Source organism: Methanosarcina baltica, from assembly GCF_055394095.1.
In genome coordinates, this window is record NZ_AP042463.1 from 3261436 (window position 1) to 3283912 (window position 22477).

The following is a 22477-nucleotide window of genomic DNA, read 5'->3' on the forward strand; positions in this document are numbered from 1 at the left end:
CCACAAGTTCAGATACGCATAACCCTATTTAATTGGGAGTAATTACAAATGTTTGTATACGTATTAAACAAGAACGGAAAGCCGCTCATGCCAACGAATCCTGCGAAAGCCAGGATTTTGTTAAAAACTAATAGGGCAAAAGTGATGAAAACCACTCCGTTCACAATCAAATTGCTTTACGATAGTGAAGAATATACCCAGCCAATTATTGCAGGAATGGACACGGGCTCGAAACATATTGGTTGTGCTGCTGTTTCCAATAATCAAGTAGTGTACCAGTCGAAAATCGAGATTAGAGATGACATCTCTAAAAAGATGAAAACTCGGTCCAGTTATAGACGTACACGAAGATGCAGAAAAACCAGGTATCGACCAGCAAGATTCAACAACCGTCATAACTCTAAAAAATCTGGTAGAATAGCTCCATCAATCCGTAGCAAGATCGAATCTCATCGAAGAGAAGAACACTTCGTTGAGTCCATTTTACCGATAACAAAATGGGTAGTCGAGCTTGCATCATTTGATATTCACAAAATAACAAATCCTAATGTATCTGGAGCTGAATATCAAAACGGTCCTATGAAAAACCTGTATAATGCAAAAGCATACGTCCTGAGTCGAGACGGATATACGTGTCAGCATTGTAAAGGCAAATCAAAAGATCGTAAACTGGATTGTCATCATATTATATTCAGATCAAATCGTGGTACAGATACACCCGATAATCTTATCACATTGTGTCGCACCTGCCACGACGAATTACATGCAGGTAAATTTGAAATCAATGGATCTCTCTCCAAAACAAAACACGCGACTGAAATTGGGATTGTTAAATCTCAACTTAAAAAATCATCCTGGGAATTCGACGAAACGTTTGGTTACGAGTCAAAAGTCAAACGAGAACAAATACTAAAACTGCCGAAAACTCACTATAACGATGCAATTGCGATATGCTGCACTGACAATCAACATGTTCAACTGGATGATACAGTATATTTCAAAAGACATGTTAGTGTGGGAGATTACCAGCAAACCAAAGGCAAACGATCCGAAAAATCAATACCAACTGGTAAAATATTCGGAATTAGAAAAATCGACAAAATACGAACTAAAAAAGGAGAAGGATTCGTACGGGGTCGAATGTCCAAAGGATACGGAGTATTGTGTGACATCAACTGGAACACGACAATTACAAGTGTCACTACCAAAAAGAACTGTGCCCGACTAACTGCAAGATCGACAACACTTATTCAAATAATTAAAATTTAAACCAATTTGTTGCATTCATCTCCCACCTGCCCGCCTACGGCGGTCGTGTTAAACCGCAGGTTTAACAGGAGTTTCTAATCTTCGATTAGAAACATCGAGGAAGGAGTTTTCTGCGACACAAGATAAAGGATAGAGGGATATACCGCAGACCGGGAATAACAGGAAGGATTAAAGAAATCATGGATAATAGCTTTTATGGGCCGCTTGAGGCCGTGGTCTTTGATATGGACAACACTTTTTTTGATTTTGTAGGGGTAAAGCTGGAAGCCTGCCGGCAGATTCTGGCTTACCTTGAAAGGGAAGGAAGGCCCGTTTCGGGAAATGAAGATACTCTTTTCAGGTATTTTTTGAGAGGGACGCACGGATTTGAAGCCCACGAAAACATCAGGGACTTCATGCAGGACAACGCGGTTTTCACGGCCAGACACTACGAAACCTGCCGGGTAATTTATGAGAGGGAAAAACTTGAAAACCTTGAGCTCTACCCCGGAGTTAAAGCTACCTTTGAGGAACTAAAAAAACTTGACCTGAAACTGGCTGTCCTGACCGACGCCGATGGCCCCCACACCTCTGCGCGGCTTGGAAAAGTGGGGCTTGAGGGCTATTTTGATAAGGTGGTCTCCTTTGATATGACAGGCCGTAAAAAACCCGACCCCTGCCCTTTTCATTTTGTCCTGAGGGAACTTGGGGTAAAAGCGGAAGCGGCCCTCTTTGTGGGAGACAGCCTCCGGCGGGACATAACCCCTGCGAGAGAACTTGGCCTAAAAACAGCTTATGCAGCTTACGGGGACAGAAACTTTCAGGAAGAAAAAGAGCACGAGGGCGATTTCAAGCTCAGGGCCTTTTCCGAAGTCCTGGACTGCATTGCAGCGGTCAATTACCCTTCTCTGCCAGGTCCGTTAAAGCCGGAACGTTCAGTGAAGGAGAATCCTGCTAAAAAAGTTGAAAAAAGTTGAAAAAAATTAAAGTCAACTACCCCTGAGCTAAAGACTCAGGGGTTTCCTGCTGCGTTTTTATGAAAGTGCATTCAACCTGCATTCCACATTTTTAGGTGCATAAATGTCTCTTGATGTTGAATTATGCGCTTATGTTTAAACACATCATTCTGTTGGCTGTATTTTAAAATCGACATCTATTGAGGCCATAGATTTGTAAAAATGCTTATATGCGCTTAAAATTTGGGAACTAAGGTACCAAGAGCGCAGGATCTGACCGCTTAACCTCCTTCTTAGGAGCCGGGGCCGGGCTTCTTTAAGGCTTCAATTACCATAAAACAATAACATAATCTCATCTGCAAAAATAAAAATAAGATAAAGGAATCATAAAGATTTATCGCTTATCAATCTACACATTGCAGCAAATCCCACACAAACCAAAAAAGGGAAAGTATGAATTATATTAAAAAGATGAGTTCCACTACGAAGTGATAATATGAACCTAGATCAAATATTAAACCTATTTATTGTTATAATCAACTTAATTTTGATTTACTTCATTTTTATTCAAATAAGAGATACGAGAAAACCTTTAATTCTTACCGGAATTATTTCAAAAAATAAAGAACCTATTGATACACCTAGCGTTTTAGAATCTGGAACACTATATGTCGTAGTTACTAATAATTCAAAAAATGTTGCAAAATCAATAAATATTAATTATATATTCAAATTTGATAACAAAGTTATTGATGCAAACAAAGATCAAAACAAGTTAAAATACTTAAATCCTGGAGAGGCAGTGAAAATATTATTGAAAACCAAACCCATACGGGAAAGATACCCAGATCTTTTTGAATCAGTAACCGTTGGAAATACTACCATAGAAATTCCAAAAAAAACACTAAATATGAATTTGTCTTTAAATGTGAAATATAATCCAATTATTGCAAATATAGGAAAATACAAAATTGAAGATACGTATTCTATAAAATGGTTTTCTCAAGAGAATGTCCCCAATTTTGAGGATCATCCACGATTTGACAGCCATAATAAGAGAGACACAATCTACGTGTATAAGACAAAACAATAATGTTTTTTCGTGGCCTAAATTCTGGAAAAACCCAGAGGTTTGTAAACGCTTCTGTATAAAAATCCTATGCTATTGAATACCTTTAGGTTTTTGCATAAACGAGGCACTAATACAGGATATAACAAGCAACTCGGGAAGGCCTGCAACTTGGAAGCCTGCAAGGATCATAGGAAAAGAGAGGAAAGCCTGGGAAACACCTGGGAACCTGGAAGCCTGCAAGGATCACAGGAGAAGAGAGAGGAAGTCTGGGAACCACTTGGGAACCGGGAAGGACTGCAACATATAATCCAAAAAAAAAATTGTAAATATTTAACCATTGTCTTTTGCTATCTACAAATATTCACAAACAAGCTGACCAAAAAACTAATTGAAAATGAAGGAATTCAATGAAAAGCAACTTCTGAATAAATTAGGAACAACTTTAAAATTATGTCGTTTCGAAAATATCTTGACAAATTGTTATGACATCCGATTGAAATGAATGATTATAAATGCGATATCTACTTTCAAATTGGTCATCAACTCCTATTAAATTTACAAGTCGATTATATTCGATCCAACCATCATTAATAGATTTTTGAAAATCATCGTATAAACTAGCAAAAGAAACTTCTTTTTTTTCACAAATACAACAACTTATTATGTGCCGAACAAATTCATTTTTTTTAAACTGATCGAATCTCTTATAATCAAGTACTAAATTTTTCCACTCATTAATCAATTGATTCCATTCTCGGGATTTGAAATATCGATCTATAGAAGAATCGAGATCAAATTCTGGCATATAAGAACCAACTACACCCCTCTCTAGAATACCGTCATCAATAACGCCCCTTTCTCTAAAAATTAAAATCGGCATATCTATTTGAAAAGCCATAGAGGGCTCAATTTGACAGTAAGAACTTGTAATCCATTTTCCAGAAATATCGTACTCTTCTTGGTCTGTAAGGTTGGTACCGAGTTTTCCAGTGCCTTTTTCTATGTGAGCTCGTCTAAATGCAATTGACAGAAGGCCATAACATTCATCCATGATCTCTTTTATTTTCATCAACGGCGCTGAAAGGCTGTAGTCAGTAATTCCCAGAGTTCTTGGATTGAAACCATTTTCCGATAAATGTGCCTCCACTTTAGATATAAACTTAGCTTGTTTTCGATTAAATGGTTTTGCATAACTGAGAAATACTGGTATTTCCATAAGATCACATTCGAAAATTATTTTTGAATAAAATGGATGAATTTCAAAAACTTGGTAGTCCCGTGTTATATAAATGTTCTAAATATGATTTATATAAACCGTGCTTGCAAATTAATTAAAATAACGTTTTATTGTGGACTTTTGTTTCATTTTTTATTTTTTGGGTGAGGGTCGAAATGTAAGATAATAAGTGGGTTTTGCACCTTTCCACTTACAGTTTTATCTACGCTTTGGTTCATTTCGTAGAAGTAATTCCCTGATCTTACGTACAATAGGAGCGCATTTTTTCCAGGTTGCTCCTGTATTTGCCCACTGATCCAATTTAGATACAAAATAAATACGGTCACCTGGTTTATGTTTTAATAAATTATCTTGGTAAAAACGATTACTTGTTACCCCATGCCGACATTTCGGTAATTCCACTTGTACAAGATGATTGTATTCCTTAATATCTTCATTCAAATTTTCGTTTATCATCCTTATAACTCTTTTAATTTGATTTTTAGTTATACCTCTTCATCATAAATATATTCTGGACCATACATTTGAATAATTTATAATTCTTTATGTTATATCTCATTTTTGATTTTATCGGATGAAAAAAAGAGTCAATATGTGAGCATCACAAAAGATACCTTTTGTTATATAATTCTCCAAAAGGGTTTACCCATGTATAAACAATTCAGTAGCCCGCCGGAAATCTGTCGGAAGCGCAAGGATTTGACCGCTTAACCTTCTTCTTAAAAGCTGGGGCGAGCCTTTTTACGCTTTAATTTTCAGGAATAAACTAGGGAGTAAGCCCGAATTTTTTCAAAACAGCTTCTCAAAAAGGCCGACCAGAAAAGGAGCGAGCCCGACAGTAATCAGCCCGGCAAGTCCAATCGCAAGCCCGCTCATTGCCCCTTCGGTTTCCCCAAGTTCGACGGCTTTCGTGGTCCCGAGGGCGTGGGAGGATGTACCTATGGCAACCCCGAGGGCCACTTTATCCCTGATCCCGAAACGGCGGCAGATAAAAGGCCCGAAAACCGCCCCGATAATTCCTGTAATAATGATCGCGACCACGGTCACAGCGGGAAGGCCTCCTATCTGCTTTGAAACCTCCAGGCCTATGGGCATGGTAACGGACTTCGGGACAAGAGACCTGCTTATAACTTCATCGAGCCCAAAGGCCCGGGCCATAAGGAGGATGCTTGAAATTCCCGCAAAGGTGCCTGCACTTATCCCGGTCAGGATCGGGAGGGCACTGGACTTTAAAAGGCCGATTTTCTTATAAAGGGGAACCGCAAGCACCACGGTTGCAGGCCCCAGGAAAAAGGAGATGTAGTCTCCTCCTCTGTTATAAGTTTCAAAATCGATTCCCGTGTACAGCAGAAAAAGGATTACAAGTACCATTCCCACAAGCACGGGGTTAAAGGCCGAATTTCGGGTCTTTTTATACAGGACGACCCCGATCTGGAAAGCCAGGAGGGAAATTAAAATCCCGAAAAGGGGAGTTGAAAAAAGTTCTTCCAGATTTGCCTGCATCTCAATTCACCTGCTCTTCTATCAATTTTCCTGCCGCAAACCCTTCATTTTTACCGCAGGCTGGAGTCTCACTTTTTTCCGGAAGCAGGCCCTGTACAAACTGGATGGTAAGCCCCGTGACTATCAGGATTACAAAAGTTGACAGCAGCGAAATAATAAGGATTTCCGTATCTATTCAGCTACCTCTGTTTCTAACTTATATTTCGTATAAACTCAACAATTACTTTTTTCATATAGATTAATATAAAAATCATCGGATTTTGGAATGAGGTTTATGAAATGTGAAGAGATTCTTACTCAATGCCGTTCAGACCCTGAATCCATTGTTTCATATATTGAGGATCTTGAGTCTCGGTATGAAGATCTTGGATCTCGGTATGAAGATCTTGGATCTCGACACGAAGAGCTTGAATCTCGGTATGAAGATCTTGGATCTCGACACGAAGAGCTTGAATCTCGATATGAAAATCTTGAATCCGAAAACACCGAACTTCGAGAAAGACTTAATGAGTTAGAATCTCGCCTAAAAAAGAATAACCAAAACCAAAAAAGAAATCGACTTCCCTCTACTAACAATTCTACTGATAAAATACCTCAATCAAAAGGTTCACAAAAAGGAAGTTTTAGACGTCCTGGCGGCCAAAAAGGGCATCCTGGTTCTACATTAAGGATGATTAAAAATCCTGATAAAACAATCATTTATAAGCTACATAAATGTGAACATTGTGGTTGTAACATTGAGAAGATTGAAGTTATAAATTACGAGAAGAGACAAGAATTTGAAATAATTGTAAGGCGTAAAGTGACCGAACATCGTGCTGAGATCAAAAAATGTCCTTATTGTAACCGCAAAAACAAAGCTGCTTTTCCGAAATCAATTACAAAACCTGTCCAATATGGCAATATGGTTTTAACAATTGCAATTTACCTCCGAAACTACCAATTGATTCCCTATGACCGAATCAAGAAATTATTTAAAGATGCCTTTGGATTTGATATAAGCGTTGGTACAATAATTAGGGCAGAAAATAAGTTATTTCACAAGTTGAAAGGTGCTACAAACCACATCAAGAAGCAACTGATAAAAGAAAATGTCATCCATGGTGATGAAACTGGAATCGACGTTGGTGGTCAAGGGGAATACTGCCATTTAATCTCTACAAAAAAATATACATACTATTTCCATAATAGGAGTCGAGGATCAAAAGCAATGAATAAAATGGGAGTGTTGCCTAAATATAGAGGAATTATAGTCCACGATTTCTGGAAACCCTATTTTAAATACAAATGTGAACATGCGGCATGTAATGTCCACATTCAAAGAGAACTTAAAGACATTTATAACATATTCAAGCAAGTGTGGGCTGAGGAGATGTCTGATCTCCTATATGAAATTAAAAAATGCGCAGACTTTGCCAGAAAACAGGGCATACAAATAGATGAAGATACGCTCAAGACCTTTAAAGAAAAGTATCAGTCAATACTAATGAAAGGATTTGAGGACAATCCTCCACCTGAAATCTCGAAAGACAATGGGGTTAAAAGAGGAAGAAAAGCGCAGAGCGATGCAAAAAATCTCCTTGATAGACTTTCAAAGTATGAAAAAGAAATCTTGAGGTTTGCTACGGATCTAAGAGTTCCTTTCAGTAACAACCAAGCAGAAAGAGATCTCAGAATGATAACAGTTCAGCAAAAAATATCGGGAGATTTTAGGAAACCCCATGGAGCAGATGTTTTCTTTAGAATTAGGGGATACATATCTACACTAATAAAGAATAATATACCTACTATAAGTTCACTTCATGCGGCGATTGAAAATGTGCCACCCTTACCCTGAATAGATACGGATTTCCGTCAATTTTCCCTCAAGGAGGGTAAAGCAGGTTATCAGGCTGACACCTGCGGGCAGGAAAAAGAAAGCCAGATTATCAAGCAGAAAATCGCTTGCCCTGTCAATCATTTCTAGTTTTACAACGCCCGCATAGAGGCCGAAAAAGAGTATAAGCATTCCAAGGACGTTTCCCGGGACCGGCAGGTTGAAGGCTTTCTGAAGCCCCTCTCCCAGGAAATATATGCTCAGAATAATTGAAAACTGTTTTAGCACGATTAGAACTTCCTCTTCTGAATAGGGGTCAAAAGTTAGGGGCTATATATATACTTTTTTCAGGAAGCAAAAATATCAGGAGAACAGTTCTCAGAAAAACATTTTTTAGGAAAACAATTTTCAGGAAAAACAATATTCAGGAAAAACGATCAGGACCAAAAATTACAGAAAAAACATATCGGGAACGGGCCTATTTTCACGGGGGATTTTGATGGGAGAAAACCGATTAGTTTACATGGACCATGCAGCCACGACCTTTACAAAACCCGAGGTGTTCGAGGCAATGCTTCCATTTCTTCAAGAAAACTTTGGAAATCCGTCTTCCTTACACACACCCGGAAGGGAAGCAAAGGAAGCCGTGGAAAACGCAAGGGCACAGGTGGCAAAGGCCCTTGGGGCCTCACCTGATGAAATCTATTTTACATCCGGGGGGACGGAGTCCGACAACTGGGCGGTCCTCGGAACAGCTTACGCAAGGCGAAAAAAGAGCAGGCACATCATCACGTCCTCAATCGAGCACCACGCGGTCCTGCACCCCTGCAAGTATCTGGAAAAACAGGGCTTTGAGCTCACATACCTTCCCGTGGACAGGCAAGGAGTCGTGTACCCGGCTGAAGTTGAAGCCGCCCTCAGGCCTCCGGGGACCTCGCTGATCTCAGTCATGTACGCCAACAACGAAATAGGGACAATCGAGCCAATTTTCGAAATTGGGAAAATTGCCCGCGAGCATGGGATTCCCTTCCATACGGACGCCGTGCAGATAATCGGAAAAATCCCGCTGGACATGAAAGGAAAGCATTCTGACATCGACATGCTCTCCCTTTCCTCGCACAAGCTTTACGGCCCCAAAGGGATCGGGGCCCTCTACATCCGGGAAGGGACGGAACCTGACAATTACATGCACGGCGGCCGCCAGGAAAAAGGCAGGCGTGCCGGCACGGAAAACGTTGCAGGAATTGTGGGCCTGGGAAAAGCGATTGAACTTGCGACCCAAAACATCGAGGCCCATTCCGCAAAAATCCGGAAAATGCGGGACAGGCTCCTTGCCGGAATCCTGGAAATTCCTCACACCAGCCTGAACGGCCACCCGGAAAAGAGGCTGCCCGGAAACCTGAACTTCAGCTTCAAGTATATCGAAGGAGAAGCCCTGCTGCTCCTGCTCGACCGGGCCGGGATCTGTGGCTCCACAGGAAGCGCCTGCTCCTCCGGCTCCCACGGCCCCTCGCATGTGCTCCTGGCAACAGGTCTTGTCCCGGAGATTGCACAGAGCTCCCTCCGCCTGACCCTCGGGGACGCAAACACAGACGAAGACGTGGACTACGTGCTTGAAGTCCTGCCAGGCATTGTTAAGAAACTGAGGCTCATGTCTCCGCACTACAGCCCGACAGGAATTTGAACCGGCATTCGGGATAAAGAGGAATAGTACAGTGTACAATGAAAAAGTGATGGATCACTTCACAAACCCGCGTAACGTAGGAGAAATCGAAGCCGCCGACGGAGTGGGAGAAGCCGGAAATCCGCATGGAGATTTCATGAAGCTCTTCCTGAAGATCAAGGAAAACCGCATAGAAGACGCCAGATTCAAGACCTTTGGCTGCGCGGCAGCAATTGCCTCAAGCAGCATGTCCACAGAAATGATAAAAGGCAAGACCCTCGAAGAAGCCTGGGAACTCAAGAACGAAGAAGTGGCCGAGGCTCTCGGAGGCCTACCTCCGGGGAAACTGGAATGCTCGGTTGTGGCCAAAGAAAGTATCCACAGGGCGATCAACGACTACCGCAAAAAACAGGGACTTGAACCTTGGGAAGATTAAATAGAAGTTTTCAGAAGGAAAAGGACGGGCGGGATACAAAGGGACCCAAAACCTCTGTAGACATTCCCTGCCCACCGTATCTTCAGGAAGAAAATACACATCATTTTTTTGTATGATTTACCTCCCACTCTTTTTTCGCTATGCAAGTTGTATAACACGATTAAAAGATATAACCTGTACGATTTGACTAATGATTTATAATCAAAAAACTAACAACTTGACTATATTTAGAAAATTTCCCGGCTGGGCATCAGATACTTTTGTTTTCCAATTTTCATTTTTCCTGCCCCGGATTATCAAAAAAACATAACCTGAAATAGTCCTGCTCCGGATCAAAAAAAACATAAACCGAAATAGTCCTCTTGAGTGAGCGAAGCGAGCGAAAAGGACACCGTGCTGTTGCACTTGCAGTGCAACTCCCAGGAAATCTTTGATTTCCTGTGATCCCGAAGCGGAACTCGGGGTTAACTTAATCAGGTAGATTTTCGATCATACCTTATGAAAAAAGTCGGTATCGTAGTCACTGACATCGAAGACTGGACTGCAAAAGCCCTTTTTAGAGCTGCAAAAGAAAAAGATCTCTCCCCCCTTTTCATTGATCTCCGGGCCGCAGAGGTCAGCATTGCCCCTGATCCTCTTCCTGAAGTCAGAGGGACCTGCCTATCGGAGCTTGACGCCGTCCTTGTAAGGGACGTCGGGGCCGGGACCCTGGAGGGGGTCTCTTTTAGGTTTGACATCCTGCGGGAACTTGAAGCCGAAGGCATCCCGGTCGTCAATTCTCCGGCCGCAATCCAGAACGCGGCCAACAAATACCATGCCTCCTACCTGCTCGCAAAAGCCGGGCTCCCGACCCCGAAAACAAAAGCCGTCCAGAGCGTTGATGCCGGGCTTAAGGCTATTTTGGAATTTGGAGATGCTATTATAAAACCGGTTTTTGGGTACAAGGGAAAAGGAATCGTAAGAGTGAACGCGGGAAAAATCTTTTTTTCAGACCGAAAAGTCGGGGCCTTTTCAGTTTCTGTCGAGGAAACCCTTGAGGATCTGCTCGGGGCAGGGGGAATGCTCTACATCCAGGAGTTTATTGAAAACCCCGGCAGGGACATAAGGGCCTTTGTGGTAAACGGGCAGGCGGTCGGAGCTATCTACCGTCGGGCTCCTCCGGGGGCCTGGATTAACAACCTGAGCCAGGGAGGGACAGCAGACAGGTGCGTGCTGAGCGAAGAAGAAAAAACAATTGCGGAAAAGGCCGCTCTTGCCCTCGGGGCCGATTTTGCCGGAGTTGACCTCATAGAAGGAAAAGAAGAAGGGAGTGAAAAGGGAGAGGAGGAAACCCTGCCGAAAATTCTTGAAGTTAACGGGACCCCATCCGGAAAAGGGATTTACGATACCTGGGGAATAAACCCCGCAGAAGAAATTATAAAATATTTAAAAGTAAAATTGTTTTGATATGAGGTCTAAATTATATATTATAACTGATAATTGCAGGTGTCAGATAAGTTGCAGGAAAAATTTAACTCACAGGCGGACTTTGAATAGGCCCGAGGCAAACGATGAGCGAATATAAACAATGCATAGTTACAAGAGAAGACCTGAAACTTTCCAAAGGAAAGTTTGCAGTACAGGTAGCTCACGCGGCCGTTTCGGCTTCGGAATGGGCCAGTAAGGGCGATTATGAAAAGTGGAAAGAAAGCGGGCAGAAAAAAATAGTTCTTAAAGTACCCACCCTCAAGGACCTTTACGAACTCAAGGAAAAGGCAAGAAGAGAAGGCATTTCTACCGCTTTAATCCAGGACGCGGGCCTGACCCAAATTCCTCCCGGGACCATAACCGTGCTCGGGATCGGGCCCGCAAAAGAAGAACTCATAGACAAGGTTACCAGAGATCTGAAACTTTTGTAATAAATTTATACAAACCGGTGTAACAGAAAAAGAAAACATAAGGAAAAAAGCCAGAAAGAAGCCGGAAAAAAAGGGTTCCGAACAGAATACTTCTCGGACCAAATATCAAGAGGAATTTCATGAAAAAGGGCAGGAAATCAATCAAAATCGCAGTTCCACTGCTTACACTTTTGTGTGTCAACTACCCCACGCTGAAGCAGTGGGGCTTGTATAAGCCCTAGTTGACCAGCCTAAGTCTTAATTGACTACGTTGGAAATGTCATGATACCTGCGAATGCTTCCTCAGTTTGCAGCTCTATCGTGTAGTATTAAAAGTCCTGAGAGGTAGGGACGGTGTGCTACGCATGACAAGCGTTTCCAACATTGGCGAGGGGAGACAATTTAAAAATTGCGTTACCTGCTATGGAAATTTGTTTCCAGCGCAGAGAGGAGAAATCCAGCATGATATTTATACTTAACAAAAACAAAGAGCCTTTAAGTCCCTGCCATGAAGCAGTTGCAAGAAAACTGCTTAAAGCGGGAAAAGCGGTTATTCACAAAAAATATCCCTTTACAATTCGACTCAAAGAGCTGAAAGAGTCTAAGGACAATTCGGCTTTTAGACTGAAAATAGATTACGGAAGCCGTCACACGGGTCTTGCTATTCTGAAAGGTTCAAATGTTGTCTGGGTTGCACAGTTGCACCACAAAACAAGCATAAAAAAGAATATGGATAGCAGAAGAGCAATGAGGAGATCCCGAAGAAACCGCAAAACCAGATACAGAAAACCGAGGTTTCTGAACCGGAAAAGGCGGGAAGGCTGGCTGCCTCCGTCCCTGCAAAGCCGTGTAGATAACATAGGAAATTGGGCAGATAGACTCAGGAAACTCTGCCCATTGACACACATTTCCTATGAAAACTGCAAGTTTGACACCCAACTTATACAAAACCCCGAGATAAGTGGAATTGAGTATCAGCAGGGAGAGCTGCAAGGTTATGAGGTCCGGGAATACCTGCTTGAAAAATTTGGTAGAAAATGTGTGTACTGCGGAGCTGAAAACGTTCCGTTGGAGATTGAACACATTATTCCTAAAATCAGAGGAGGCTCAAACAGAGTCTCCAATTTAACATTGGCTTGTAGAGAATGCAACCAGAAAAAAGGAAGTCAAACTGCAGAAGAGTTTGGACATCCTGAAGTGCAGAACCTGGCCAAAAAGTCGCTTAAAGATGCTGCGATTGTAACAGCTACCAGATGGAAAGTTTTCGAGGCATTGACTAAAACAGGCCTTCCGGTAGAATGCGGCACGGGTGCAAGGACAAAAATGAACCGAATCAGGGCAGAGCTGCCAAAAGATCATCATTTCGATGCTATTTGTGTAGGAGAATCCACTCCAGAAAAAATCAATTTTGCAACAAACAACGTCCTGCATATCAAAGCAAAAGGAAGAGGGCAGTATAAAAGAACAAATCTCGATAAGTACGGCTTTCCTCGTTCATACCTTCCCAGGCAAAAAACCTTTTTTGGTTTTCAAACTGGCGATACAGTCAAGGCGGTTGTACCCAAAGGCAAGTACAAAGGGACATGGTTTGGTTCCGTTGCTTGTAGAAAATCGGGTAGTTTCGACATCAAAAACAAAGAGGGGAAAAGGATATCAATTAATAAAAAATACTTCAAAGTATTACAGAGGACAGATGGTTATGAATATTCAACAGAGAAGTGCGGCATTCCTCCCGGCGCTAAAGCAACCGGACTTCCTGCCTGTTGATCCGTGATCGACATCAGCTCAAACCCGGCTTTTTCCTAAATTTTGCCTTAATTTTTCCTGAAAAAAATTAGAAAAATTGTTAATGCTAAATGCTAAAGGAGTCAGTTTTACTTATGGACGTTCCAGATACAGAAAAACAGACAGGAATTTACCTTTACTCTACGGATACCGCAGGTCTTGGGGGAAAGCTCCGCCAGGAAGTGGAAGATTTTGTGGTAAAGGAGATTACGAACCGCGAGGAAGAAGAGACAGGCAAGTACCTTATCCTCGAACTTACCAAACTGAACTGGGATACCCACCACATGATCCGTTCCCTTTCAAAGGTCCTGAGGATCAGCCAGAAACGGATAGGGGTAGCCGGGACAAAGGACAAGAGGGCACTTACCACCCAGAAGATAAGCATTTCGGACCTGGAGGCCTCCGAGCTTGAGAAGGTCCATCTGAAGGATGTTGAACTGAGAGTCCTCGGCCGCTCAAAAAAGGCCGTGGAACTCGGGGATCTGACCGGAAACGGTTTCGAGATCACGCTCCGGAACATTGACCTCTCCCCGGAGGAAACGGAAGCCCTGCTCGAAAAGACCACGGAAGAGATCCGAACCGCAGGCGGGGTCCCTAACTTTTTCGGAATCCAGCGTTTCGGGGCGGTCCGGCCTGTAACCCACGTTGTGGGAAAGATGATTGCGGAAGGCGATTTTGAGAAAGCCTCCATGTGCTATATTGCGGATTCCTTCCCGGCCGAGCCCGAGGATACAAAGGCTGCCCGCAATTACGTAAAAGAGACCAGGGACTTCAAAACCGGTCTGGATAAGTACCCCCTCAGGCTCGGGCACGAGCGGGCCATGATGAATCACCTGATCGCAAATCCGGAAGACTATGCCGGGTCCTTTCTGGTGCTTCCGAAAAACCTTTACAGGATGTTCGTGCACGGCTACCAGTCCTTTATTTATAACCGGATAATCTCTCTGCGGATCGAAAGGGGTCTTCCTCTGAACGAGGCCGTGGAAGGGGATATAGTCTGCTTCAAAAACGCGGCCGGGCTTCCTGACAATTCCCGGACCGAAGCTATTACGGCTGAAAAGGTAAAGGCCATAAACCGCCTCATCAAAAGAGGAAGGGCCTTTGTAACAGCCCCGCTTCCGGGATATTCCAGCGAATTTGCCTCAGGCGTTCCGGGAGAAATTGAAAAAGAGGTTCTTGAGGAACTGAATGTCCAGCTTGAAGGTTTCAGAGTCGAGGAAGTCCAGGAGATGGGTTCCAGAGGGATCAGAAGGGAAATTCTCCTTAAGGTTGACCCCGCCTTCAGGGTTTCGGAAGACGAACTGAACCCGGGAAAAACAAAGGCTGTGCTTGAATTTACTCTCCCTAAGGGAAGTTATGCTACAACTGTCCTCAGGGAATACATGAAGGCCGAACCCCTTCAGATGAGCTAAAAATAGTTATGGCAGGGGAAATGTGGGGTTTCCGGAAAAAGTGGAGGTGGGTGGGGGTCCCCGTTCCGTTTTACCTTTCCTCTTTTTTTTCCGCAAACACAATCCGGGCCCTGTCTTTCATATCAATGGATTTTTTTACCTCAAGCCCGTAATCCCCGAGCATTTCCACATAGTCATCAAAAGGCACACTATTTTCGAAAGTGAAACCTGAACCACCCTTTTTCGTGTCCGCAAAGGTCCAGAGGTTCCAGGCCAGGTTTTCGAGGGGGTCTGCCTTCACCTTTTCGTCCGGGATCTGCCTTGTTACAAAAATTCCGCCTACTTTCAGAGCCCTGGCAATTTTAGGGATCAGTTCGGGAACCTTGCCTCCGGGGTTAAAGGAAGAAAAGATAATGTCGTAACCTGTCCCCAGCTCGTCCTTAAAAAAATCGCCAGGAATTAGCCGGACCCGGTCTGCGGAATATTTTTCGATATAAACTTTTGTCTGCTCCGTTACCGGGGCTAGGTCAAAGACGAAAGCTTCCAGTTTCTTGTAAAGTTCGGCAAAGGCGATAGCGTAAAGCCCGTGCCCTCCTCCGAGGTCCAGGAGTTTTCGAGCCTCTGAAAAGTCCACGTTTTCGGTAACAACTCTGACAGTCTCCTGAAGCGATCCGCAATGGGAACTTTCGGCCATGGAGTGGACGACCTGCTTGAAGAAACCTGCTTTTGGGAAAACAACAGGTCCCTCTTTCATGATCTCGGGCAGGCGGGCCCAGATTTTGCAGTCCCTTTCCTTTTCAGAAAGGTAGTGCTCCTGGGTAAAGAGAGAATTCTTCAGAAGGTAGGTGCTGGCAAGGCCGGTGTTTGCGTAAACCGGTCCTTCTCCTTTATTATACTCTTCCTTTTCAGACCTGCTCTTCTTTTTAGACTCTTCAGACTCCTCATATCCGCTTACCTCCTCAAGTCTGCAAAGGAGCCCGAGTCCGCAAAGAGCTTCACAGAAATAGGGCATAAGGGAAGGGTCACAGTCGAGCATTTCCGCAAGGGGTTCTGCCCGCTCCGGGGTTTCAAGAGCTTCAAAAACCCCGAGTTCGAGGGCCGTGCTAATAAGCCGGTACTCTCTCAGACCCCGGACAGAGTTATCCATGAGTTTAAAAAACTGGTCCGCATCGACCTCGGGCCTTTCCATTATATCAACAGTCTTTTTCAAGTGCTAGATCCCCTTAGATTTTACTCTATTATAGTTTTTGACTTGTTTTTATATAAAACTATTTTAATTTTTCCAGCTTTTTTAGACCGGAACCCTCAGAAATTCAGAAACGCTCAGCGGAATTCAACAAGTTTTCCCTTCTCCATTACCGCAACCTCATCGCTCATCCACTCCACAACGGCCGGGTCATGCGAGATGAAAAGAAAACTTATTCCGCAGTCTCGCTGCAGTTTTTTCAGAAGGGTCAGGACCTGAGCCTGCACAAGGGGGTCAAGCATGGACGTGGGCTCATCCGCAACAATAAATTTGGGGCTAAGGCCCAGGATTCTGGCTATTGCCACCCTCTGAAGCTGGCCCCCGCTCAGTTCCCGGGGGTAGCGGAAAAGCAGTTCCTCGTCCAGAGCCACGGTCCCGATAAGTTCACGAACCCGGTTTTGTTCGGCTTTTTTTCCACATAGCTCGTGTATCCTTAAGGGCTCGGCAATGCAGTCATAAATCCTCATCTTCGGGTTCAGAGAAGCCTCTGGGTGCTGGAAAATAATCTGCATTTCGGTCCCGAGCTTTTTAAGCTCCCGGCCCCTCAGCCCGGAAATGTCCCTGCCCTCGAAAAATACCTTTCCCGCCGTAGGCTCAAGGAGTCTCAGGACTGTCCGGCCGAGAGTGGATTTACCGCAGCCGCTTTTCCCTACAAGTCCCAGAGTCTTGCCTTTTTCAAGCTCAAAACTGACCCCGTCCACGGCTCGATTAATCTGCCTTTTGAAGAGCCCCGAAGAGTAGTACTTTTTAAGATTTTCAACTTTAAGCAATGTCATTTTGTTTCCCCTCCAGCGGCATTCCCTCAGGCTTCCCTAAATTTTCATAGAGCAGGCACCTGACCTTTCTTCCCCCCTCAAGCTCAAGGAGCCCGGGCCGGATTTTGGAACAGCTTTCCGTCCGGAAGGCACAGCGGGGATGGAACCTGCACCCTGAAGGGGGAGTTACAAAACTTGGGCCCTGACCCGGCAAAGCCCTGAGCCCGTTTACAGGCAGGGATTCCAGGAGGGCCCGGGTGTAGGGGTGTTTGGGGTTTGAAAATATTTCCTCCACTTTTCCACTTTCCACGATTTCTCCGGCATACATGACCGCTGCCCTGTCCGCAAGCTGCTCCGCGACCTCAAGGTCATGGGTAATCAGAAGCAAAGATGAGGCTTCCTGTTTGACCAGGCCTAAAATCAAGTCCGCAATCTGCTGCTTCGTTTGCGGGTCAAGTCCCCTGGTAGGTTCATCGGCAATCAGGAGAGCGGGCCGCAGGGCAAGCCCCAGAGCCACCATAACTCGCTGGAGCATTCCTCCACTGAACTGGTGAGGGTACCCGGTCATTCTGGAAGGGTCTATTCCTACAAGTTCAAGCATTTCCCCGGCTTTTTTTCCTGCTTCTTTTTTTCCGCAGCCTTCATGGCAGCTGTAGACTTCGGCAAGCTGTTCCCCTATTGAAAGTACGGGGTTCAGGGCCAGGGAAGGGTTCTGGAGCATGATCCCGATTTCCTTTCCCCGCAGTTGCCTCATCTCCTTTTCCGAAAGGGCCAGAAGGTCCCGACCCCGGAAGAGGATTCTGCCTTCAATTTTCACGTTTTTCGAAAGCAGCCTCAGGAGAGTTTTTCCAAACGTGGTTTTTCCGCAGCCGGTTTCCCCGATAAGAGCAAGGACTTCCCCTTCCTCAAGCTCCAGAAAAATGGCCTCGTTGGCTTTCACGGGACCTCTTCGGGTCCTGAAAGAAACGGTCAGGTTTTTTACAGAGAGCAGGCTCATCCTGTCATCACCTCTGTCCCCGTATCCAGGCAGTCCCGGAGTCCGTCCCCGGCAAAATTGAAGGCCAGAACCGTGAACATGATCATGAACCCCGGGAAAAAGGTCAGGTTGGGAGCACTGCGGAGATAGGGTATACCTGCCTTGAGCATGGAACCCCATTCCGGGGTGGGGGACTGGATTCCGAGCCCCAGAAAGCTGAGGGCTGCCGCAAAGATGATTACATGGGCGATTTCAAGGGTCCCGAGCACTATCACGCTTTCCATACAGTTGGGTAGGATGTGTCTGCGCATGATATAGAAGTCCGGGGCCCGAAGCGCCCTTGCAGCTTCCACGAAGGCCCGTTTTTTCAGGGACAGGACCTGTCCCCGGACCAGTCTTGTGTAAACCGGCCACTGGGTCAGGGAAAGGGCAAGCACAACACTGAAAAAACCGGAGCCGAGCAGGCCCGCAATAACCAGGGCAAGAATTATGTTCGGAAACGCAAGGACAATGTCCACTCCTCTCATGATTATTTCGTCAAACAGGCCGCCTCTGTACCCGGAAAGGAGCCCCAGCAGCGTACCCACAAGAGAACTTATGGCAACTACCAGGATCCCAATTCCGAGGGAGACCTGCGTGCCGTAGACCACCCTTGAGAAAATACAGCGCCCCAGATTATCCGTCCCGAAAGGATATTCGAAAGAGGGGGTCTCAAGCTTCCGGTCGAGTTTCTGTTCGAGAGGGTCGTGAGGGGAAATAAAGGGAGCAAAGAGGGCAAGAAAAGCCAGAAAAGTGATAAACAGGATTCCGAATACTGCAAGCCTGTTTTTCCTGAATTTTTGCAGGGCCTGCTGATTAAGAGTCATATTTCCTGTTCCTGCTACTTTTTCTGCCACTTTTTCTGCCATTTTTTTTCTCACGTTTATGCGCCCATGCTGGCTTTCAGTCACTTTTATCATACCTTATCCTCGGGTCAAGCACTGCATAGAGGATATCTACTGCCAGGCTGGAAAACGAAAACAGGACGGCAATAAAGAGCACACAGCCCTGGACCAAGGCAAAGTCCCGTGCAAAGATGGAGTCCACAAGCAGCTTTCCGAGCCCTGGCCAGGCGAATATGGTTTCCACGATCACGGTTCCTCCCAGAAGATAGCCGAGCTGCATCCCGGCAAAGGTGAGGACCGGGAGAAGGGCGTTTTTGAGGGCGTGCCTGAAAAGGATCGACCGTTCATCAAGCCCCCTGGCTCTGGCCGCAAGGATGTATTCCTGTTTTAGCACCTCCAGCATACTGGAGCGGGTGAGCCTGGTCGTTACCGCGGCCATGGAAGTGCCCAGGGTTAGAGTGGGCAGGACCAGGTGTTCCAGGTTCCCGTAGCCAAAACTTGGGAACATACGAAGCTTCAGGGCAAAAAGCCAGATCAAAAGCAGCCCGAGCCAGAAGTTAGGAATAGAAACCCCGAGGAGGGACGTGAAAACGCAGGTATTGTCGAGCAGGGTATTTTGCTTAAGCGCGCTCAGGACCCCTGCGGGAATGGCAATCAGGAGGGAGAGTAAAAGGCTTGCCAGGGCAAGTTCGGCAGTTGCTGGCAGGCGGAGCAGGATTTCTTCAAGGATATCGTCCGAGCTTATGACGGACTTTCCAAAGTCCAGGTGCAGCACATGCCCGAGCCAGTTCAGGTACTGGGTATGGAAAGGGGCATCAAGGCCTTCCGCTACCCTGACGGCTTCGATCTGTTCGGCGTTCAGGTCCTGCCCATACCTGGCAAGAGCAATGACCTCGGCAGGGTCTCCAGGAGCAAGGTACATTGCGGAAAAAGTGACGAGTGTAACCCCGAAGATCACCACTGAAATAAGGAGCAGGCGTTTTGCTATGTAGTTCCACATTTTTTTCGGTCCGGGTTTTTTTAAGAAATTTTTTCAGATGCCAATGAAAGTAAAAACACACTTCCTAAATTATTCCCTTTCCAGATAAACGTCCTCAAGGTTCAGCCAGGGGTCCTCGGAGCTGATTGTATACCCTTTCACATAGGAGTTTGCAGCCACAACTTTTTCTTCGTGGACCAGATAGAAGGCCGGGACTTCTTCGATAACGAAGTCTTGCAGAGCATAGTAAAGTTCCCGCTGTTTTTCCTCATCCGCGGTCATGTCAGCTGCGTTTACGAGCTCATCGTAAGTCGTGTTATTGTAGTGCGAATAGGGAGCCATGGAATGGTGTACGAAGAAATGTTTCGGATAGGGGCCCCAGACGAAGTAGCCGGAGCGAAGTATCATGTCAAAGTCTCCGGAGTTTTCGAGCCGGGTAATGGCCCCTCCTTCCAGGAGCTGGATTTCAACATCAATTCCCAGCTCTGCGAGTTCAGCCTGAATTGCCTGGGCCATGGGGGAGTGTCGGCTCGCCCAGACTCCTTTGCTGATGAGGAGGGTTACTTTCAGGGGTTCTCCATCCTTTTCCACTATTCCATCCCTGTCCGAATCTTTCCAGCCGGCTTCCGAAAGCAGGGTTTTTGCTTTCTCAGGATCCGGGGAATATGTTTCAAGCTCAGGGTTTGAGTACATCATAACAGGAGAATAGGGTCTTCCATTTGCGGCTTTTCCGATGCCTTCCAGCACCTCATCGGTAATTATTTCAGTATCTATTGTATATGCAATGCTCTGCCTTACCGATTTATCGTTGAAAGGAGTTTTTTCGCAGTTAAACTGCAGGAAGTCCGTAAAGGTCGTGAGTTTCCTGTATACCTCTATCCCTTCTTCACTTTCAAGTCTTGAAACGTCATATTCGGGTACCTTGAGGATCATGTCCACTTCCCCGGTCTCAAGGGCCATTACCCTGGTGGAAGCTTCGGGAATCACTTTGAAAATGACCTTTTCAAGCTCCGGTTTTGCTCCCCGGTACTCTTCGTTGCGAGAAAGTACGATTTCCTGGTCCTTAGCCCGGCTTTCAAATTTGAATGGCCCGGTCCCGATAGGGTTTACAAATTTTCCATCGGAATCAACACAGCTCGGGCTCATTATCGGCCAGGCAACGTGGGTCAGGTAAAAGGGCAGAGGCATGGGTTTTGCCAGCACGAATTTAACGGTGTTGGCGTCAATGGCTTCGACACTCTCGATGGGCTTCAGGACAGCCTGGGTGACATAGGATTGTTCGGTGTAGGAAAAAACAACCGCATCCGCATCAAATGGAGTCCCGTCATGGAAACTTACCCCCTCCCTCAGGTGAAAAATCCAGGTCTTGCCATCATCGGGCGTTTCCCAGGACTCGGCAAGCCCGGGGACAATGTTCAGGTCGGGGTCAAGCCTCACAAGGGTTTCATAGACCTGAGACCAGACAAAACGCCCGTCTCCATCCGGAAATTTGTCAAGGTACCAGTTGTTGACATCCGTACTGATTCCCACAGTCAGTTCCCGGGAAAAAACGTTGATATCCGCACCTTTGGCGATTCCGTCCTCATCTCCGTTTATGCAGGCACTGGTACTGATTACGGCCAGCAGCAGAAAAAACATCAGATTGAACTTGAGTTTTTTATTCGTAGAAATCCCCCCTTTTTAAATCAGGGCTTTATTATTTTATCGTCTTTTTTATATTTATACTTCCAATACATGTGACCCATATTTATTAAAAATTTTGTGAATTATTGTAACACTTTATGTGATAAAACATTTTTGATATATTTATTAATAAACAACGTTAACACAAAAACTAGCATCGCTTATTTAAGCTGTATTCTTTGGAAATCGGGAAGGCAAAAATTAAAAAGCAGAAGCTAAGGGATGGTTAAAATAGAATTTCAGATTTTACCCACAAGAAATGGTGAAGAGCCACAAAAATACTTGAAATTATATTAGACTCATTCCTTAAGGAATAAAGAAAGTAAGGTTAAAACAGGTTTGGAACTCAATTAAAAGAAATAATCTATATCACAATATTTTTAGAATGCTGTGTCAACACAATCAACAGGTCGCTTGAAAACAGCCCTTATTAAACCATTTTCATCCATTTCATCCGCAAACTTGATCAGTTCCCAGCCATCAACTCCCAGATTATTAAGATCTTCTTTTGTGTTCGACAGATCACTGAATCTAAGCGCTTTTATATCATATTCCCAGACATTCATGCACAGCATCTCCAGTAAAGTTGGATTATAATAGTATCTATATTAACAGGGAATACATGCTATATGTAGCTTTTTAAAAAAATAAATTGCAATCAAATCAAGTAAACCTGATTATGTCTCAAAGTCTAAATAATGAGCATATGACCGTAGTTAAAAAGTACTTCTTGCTGCAAACAGGCCATGCACATTTGAGTTCCAATTTTTTAGAATCAGTCACGAATACCCCGGCCTGTTAAAAAGTGCTATCTGGCTCCACCTTCCAGCCGTTTTTGTATCCGTTTTCAGATTTTGGCACTTTCAACAGCCGATGGAGGAGGCCGGTCTTTTTTTGGAAATCCTGCAAAATCATATTTAGAAAACCCGTCAAAAGTATTATAATATTTATTATGTTATTTTCGGAACTG

20 protein-coding genes are annotated in these 22477 nt (G+C 44.7%); 10 read left to right on the forward strand and 10 right to left on the reverse strand.

Translation table 11 applies throughout. From position 1 onward, the window contains the following. The first annotated feature begins 48 nt into the window (after positions 1 to 48). The 3 genes from iscB (ACZ5QV_RS14230) (at position 49) to ACZ5QV_RS14240 (ending at position 3297) form a co-directional block, all read left to right on the forward strand. A complete protein-coding gene (iscB, locus tag ACZ5QV_RS14230; RefSeq protein ID WP_464600428.1) occupies positions 49 to 1269 on the forward strand; it encodes an RNA-guided endonuclease IscB in 1221 nt (406 codons plus the stop codon). A 179-nt stretch (positions 1270 to 1448) separates the two neighbouring features. After that, a complete protein-coding gene (locus ACZ5QV_RS14235; protein ID WP_464600429.1) occupies positions 1449 to 2225 on the forward strand; it encodes an HAD family hydrolase in 777 nt (258 codons plus the stop codon). A gap of 475 nt (positions 2226 to 2700) precedes the next feature. Then, positions 2701 to 3297 (forward strand): hypothetical protein, encoded by a 597-nt coding sequence (locus tag ACZ5QV_RS14240; RefSeq protein ID WP_464600430.1) that lies wholly within the window; start codon positions 2701 to 2703, stop codon positions 3295 to 3297. Positions 3298 to 3724: 427 nt separating this feature from the next. Here the strand turns inward: ACZ5QV_RS14240 and ACZ5QV_RS14245 are convergent, their stop codons facing one another. Both ACZ5QV_RS14245 and ACZ5QV_RS14250 read right to left on the reverse strand, forming a co-directional pair. Continuing rightward, complete coding sequence (locus tag ACZ5QV_RS14245; protein WP_464600431.1) at positions 3725 to 4492, reverse strand: hypothetical protein; 768 nt, start codon at positions 4490 to 4492, stop codon at positions 3725 to 3727. Between the two features lie 810 nt (positions 4493 to 5302). Then, positions 5303 to 6016, reverse strand: a complete 714-nt coding sequence (locus tag ACZ5QV_RS14250) for an LrgB family protein (RefSeq protein ID WP_464600432.1) — start codon at positions 6014 to 6016, stop codon at positions 5303 to 5305. Between the two features lie 274 nt (positions 6017 to 6290). Here ACZ5QV_RS14250 and tnpC point away from each other — a divergent pair, with 274 nt between their 5' ends. Next, positions 6291 to 7853, forward strand: coding sequence for an IS66 family transposase (gene tnpC / locus ACZ5QV_RS14255; protein ID WP_464599444.1), 1563 nt, complete (start codon positions 6291 to 6293; stop codon positions 7851 to 7853). On the opposite strand, the gene ACZ5QV_RS14260 is transcribed toward tnpC, so the two are convergent. Further along, entirely contained in the window at positions 7845 to 8120 is a 276-nt protein-coding gene (locus ACZ5QV_RS14260; protein ID WP_464600433.1) for a CidA/LrgA family protein, read from the reverse strand. The two genes, tnpC and ACZ5QV_RS14260, sit on opposite strands and share 9 nt — an antisense overlap. Positions 8121 to 8331: 211 nt before the next feature. On the opposite strand from ACZ5QV_RS14260, the gene nifS reads away from it, so the two are divergent. The 6 genes from nifS to truD all read left to right on the forward strand — a co-directional run bounded on the left by nifS (position 8332) and on the right by truD (position 15005). Continuing rightward, on the forward strand, positions 8332 to 9516 hold the full coding sequence (gene nifS, locus ACZ5QV_RS14265; protein WP_464600434.1) for a cysteine desulfurase NifS: 1185 nt from the start codon (positions 8332 to 8334) through the stop codon (positions 9514 to 9516). A 31-nt stretch (positions 9517 to 9547) separates the two neighbouring features. Further along, on the forward strand, positions 9548 to 9931 hold the full coding sequence (gene nifU, locus ACZ5QV_RS14270; protein WP_464600435.1) for a Fe-S cluster assembly scaffold protein NifU: 384 nt from the start codon (positions 9548 to 9550) through the stop codon (positions 9929 to 9931). A 498-nt stretch (positions 9932 to 10429) separates the two neighbouring features. Further along, positions 10430 to 11377, forward strand: a complete 948-nt coding sequence (mptN, locus tag ACZ5QV_RS14275; RefSeq protein WP_464600436.1) for a tetrahydromethanopterin:alpha-L-glutamate ligase — start codon at positions 10430 to 10432, stop codon at positions 11375 to 11377. Positions 11378 to 11481: 104 nt separating this feature from the next. Next, a complete protein-coding gene (gene pth2, locus ACZ5QV_RS14280) occupies positions 11482 to 11829 on the forward strand; it encodes a peptidyl-tRNA hydrolase Pth2 (protein WP_464600437.1) in 348 nt (115 codons plus the stop codon). Between the two features lie 441 nt (positions 11830 to 12270). Then, entirely contained in the window at positions 12271 to 13575 is a 1305-nt protein-coding gene (iscB, locus tag ACZ5QV_RS14285; protein ID WP_464600438.1) for an RNA-guided endonuclease IscB, read from the forward strand. Positions 13576 to 13688: 113 nt separating this feature from the next. Continuing rightward, positions 13689 to 15005, forward strand: a complete 1317-nt coding sequence (gene truD / locus ACZ5QV_RS14290; protein ID WP_464600439.1) for a tRNA pseudouridine(13) synthase TruD — start codon at positions 13689 to 13691, stop codon at positions 15003 to 15005. A gap of 70 nt (positions 15006 to 15075) precedes the next feature. Here truD and ACZ5QV_RS14295 read toward each other — a convergent pair whose 3' ends face one another. The 7 genes from ACZ5QV_RS14295 to ACZ5QV_RS14325 form a co-directional block, all read right to left on the reverse strand. Beyond that, entirely contained in the window at positions 15076 to 16194 is a 1119-nt protein-coding gene (locus tag ACZ5QV_RS14295) for a methyltransferase (protein ID WP_464600440.1), read from the reverse strand. A 113-nt stretch (positions 16195 to 16307) separates the two neighbouring features. Beyond that, the gene (locus ACZ5QV_RS14300) at positions 16308 to 17006 is read right to left on the reverse strand and encodes an ATP-binding cassette domain-containing protein (protein WP_464600441.1); all 699 of its coding nucleotides are present in this window, start codon (positions 17004 to 17006) and stop codon (positions 16308 to 16310) included. Then, positions 16993 to 17982: an ABC transporter ATP-binding protein gene (locus ACZ5QV_RS14305; RefSeq protein WP_464600442.1), complete on the reverse strand. Its 990-nt coding sequence runs from the start codon at positions 17980 to 17982 to the stop codon at positions 16993 to 16995. Before ACZ5QV_RS14305 ends, ACZ5QV_RS14300 begins: the two co-directional genes overlap by 14 nt. After that, positions 17979 to 18920, reverse strand: coding sequence for a nickel ABC transporter permease subunit NikC (gene nikC, locus ACZ5QV_RS14310; protein WP_464600443.1), 942 nt, complete (start codon positions 18918 to 18920; stop codon positions 17979 to 17981). The genes ACZ5QV_RS14305 and nikC overlap by 4 nt, the downstream gene beginning before the upstream one ends. Beyond that, positions 18904 to 19845, reverse strand: coding sequence for a nickel ABC transporter permease (gene nikB, locus ACZ5QV_RS14315; protein ID WP_464600444.1), 942 nt, complete (start codon positions 19843 to 19845; stop codon positions 18904 to 18906). Before nikB ends, nikC begins: the two co-directional genes overlap by 17 nt. 69 nt (positions 19846 to 19914) lie before the next feature. Beyond that, positions 19915 to 21462, reverse strand: a complete 1548-nt coding sequence (locus ACZ5QV_RS14320; RefSeq protein WP_464600445.1) for an ABC transporter substrate-binding protein — start codon at positions 21460 to 21462, stop codon at positions 19915 to 19917. A 425-nt stretch (positions 21463 to 21887) separates the two neighbouring features. Beyond that, entirely contained in the window at positions 21888 to 22073 is a 186-nt protein-coding gene (locus tag ACZ5QV_RS14325) for a hypothetical protein (protein ID WP_464600446.1), read from the reverse strand. Positions 22074 to 22477: the final 404 nt, after the last annotated feature.

What these genes read in the sequence shown, in the direction of transcription:
- iscB (WP_464600428.1), top strand. Translation starts at nt 49, where the DNA reads ATGTTTGTATACGTATTAAACAAGAACGGAAAGCCGCTCATGCCAACG.
- ACZ5QV_RS14235 (WP_464600429.1), top strand. Translation starts at nt 1,449, where the DNA reads ATGGATAATAGCTTTTATGGGCCGCTTGAGGCCGTGGTCTTTGATATG.
- ACZ5QV_RS14240 (WP_464600430.1), top strand. Translation starts at nt 2,701, where the DNA reads ATGAACCTAGATCAAATATTAAACCTATTTATTGTTATAATCAACTTA.
- ACZ5QV_RS14245 (WP_464600431.1), bottom strand. Translation starts at nt 4,492, where the DNA reads ATGGAAATACCAGTATTTCTCAGTTATGCAAAACCATTTAATCGAAAA.
- ACZ5QV_RS14250 (WP_464600432.1), bottom strand. Translation starts at nt 6,016, where the DNA reads ATGCAGGCAAATCTGGAAGAACTTTTTTCAACTCCCCTTTTCGGGATT.
- tnpC (WP_464599444.1), top strand. Translation starts at nt 6,291, where the DNA reads ATGAAATGTGAAGAGATTCTTACTCAATGCCGTTCAGACCCTGAATCC.
- nifS (WP_464600434.1), top strand. Translation starts at nt 8,332, where the DNA reads ATGGGAGAAAACCGATTAGTTTACATGGACCATGCAGCCACGACCTTT.
- mptN (WP_464600436.1), top strand. Translation starts at nt 10,430, where the DNA reads ATGAAAAAAGTCGGTATCGTAGTCACTGACATCGAAGACTGGACTGCA.
- pth2 (WP_464600437.1), top strand. Translation starts at nt 11,482, where the DNA reads ATGAGCGAATATAAACAATGCATAGTTACAAGAGAAGACCTGAAACTT.
- iscB (WP_464600438.1), top strand. Translation starts at nt 12,271, where the DNA reads ATGATATTTATACTTAACAAAAACAAAGAGCCTTTAAGTCCCTGCCAT.
- truD (WP_464600439.1), top strand. Translation starts at nt 13,689, where the DNA reads ATGGACGTTCCAGATACAGAAAAACAGACAGGAATTTACCTTTACTCT.
- ACZ5QV_RS14300 (WP_464600441.1), bottom strand. Translation starts at nt 17,006, where the DNA reads ATGACATTGCTTAAAGTTGAAAATCTTAAAAAGTACTACTCTTCGGGG.
- ACZ5QV_RS14305 (WP_464600442.1), bottom strand. Translation starts at nt 17,982, where the DNA reads ATGAGCCTGCTCTCTGTAAAAAACCTGACCGTTTCTTTCAGGACCCGA.
- nikC (WP_464600443.1), bottom strand. Translation starts at nt 18,920, where the DNA reads ATGATAAAAGTGACTGAAAGCCAGCATGGGCGCATAAACGTGAGAAAA.
- nikB (WP_464600444.1), bottom strand. Translation starts at nt 19,845, where the DNA reads ATGTGGAACTACATAGCAAAACGCCTGCTCCTTATTTCAGTGGTGATC.
- ACZ5QV_RS14320 (WP_464600445.1), bottom strand. Translation starts at nt 21,462, where the DNA reads ATGTTTTTTCTGCTGCTGGCCGTAATCAGTACCAGTGCCTGCATAAAC.
- ACZ5QV_RS14325 (WP_464600446.1), bottom strand. Translation starts at nt 22,073, where the DNA reads ATGAATGTCTGGGAATATGATATAAAAGCGCTTAGATTCAGTGATCTG.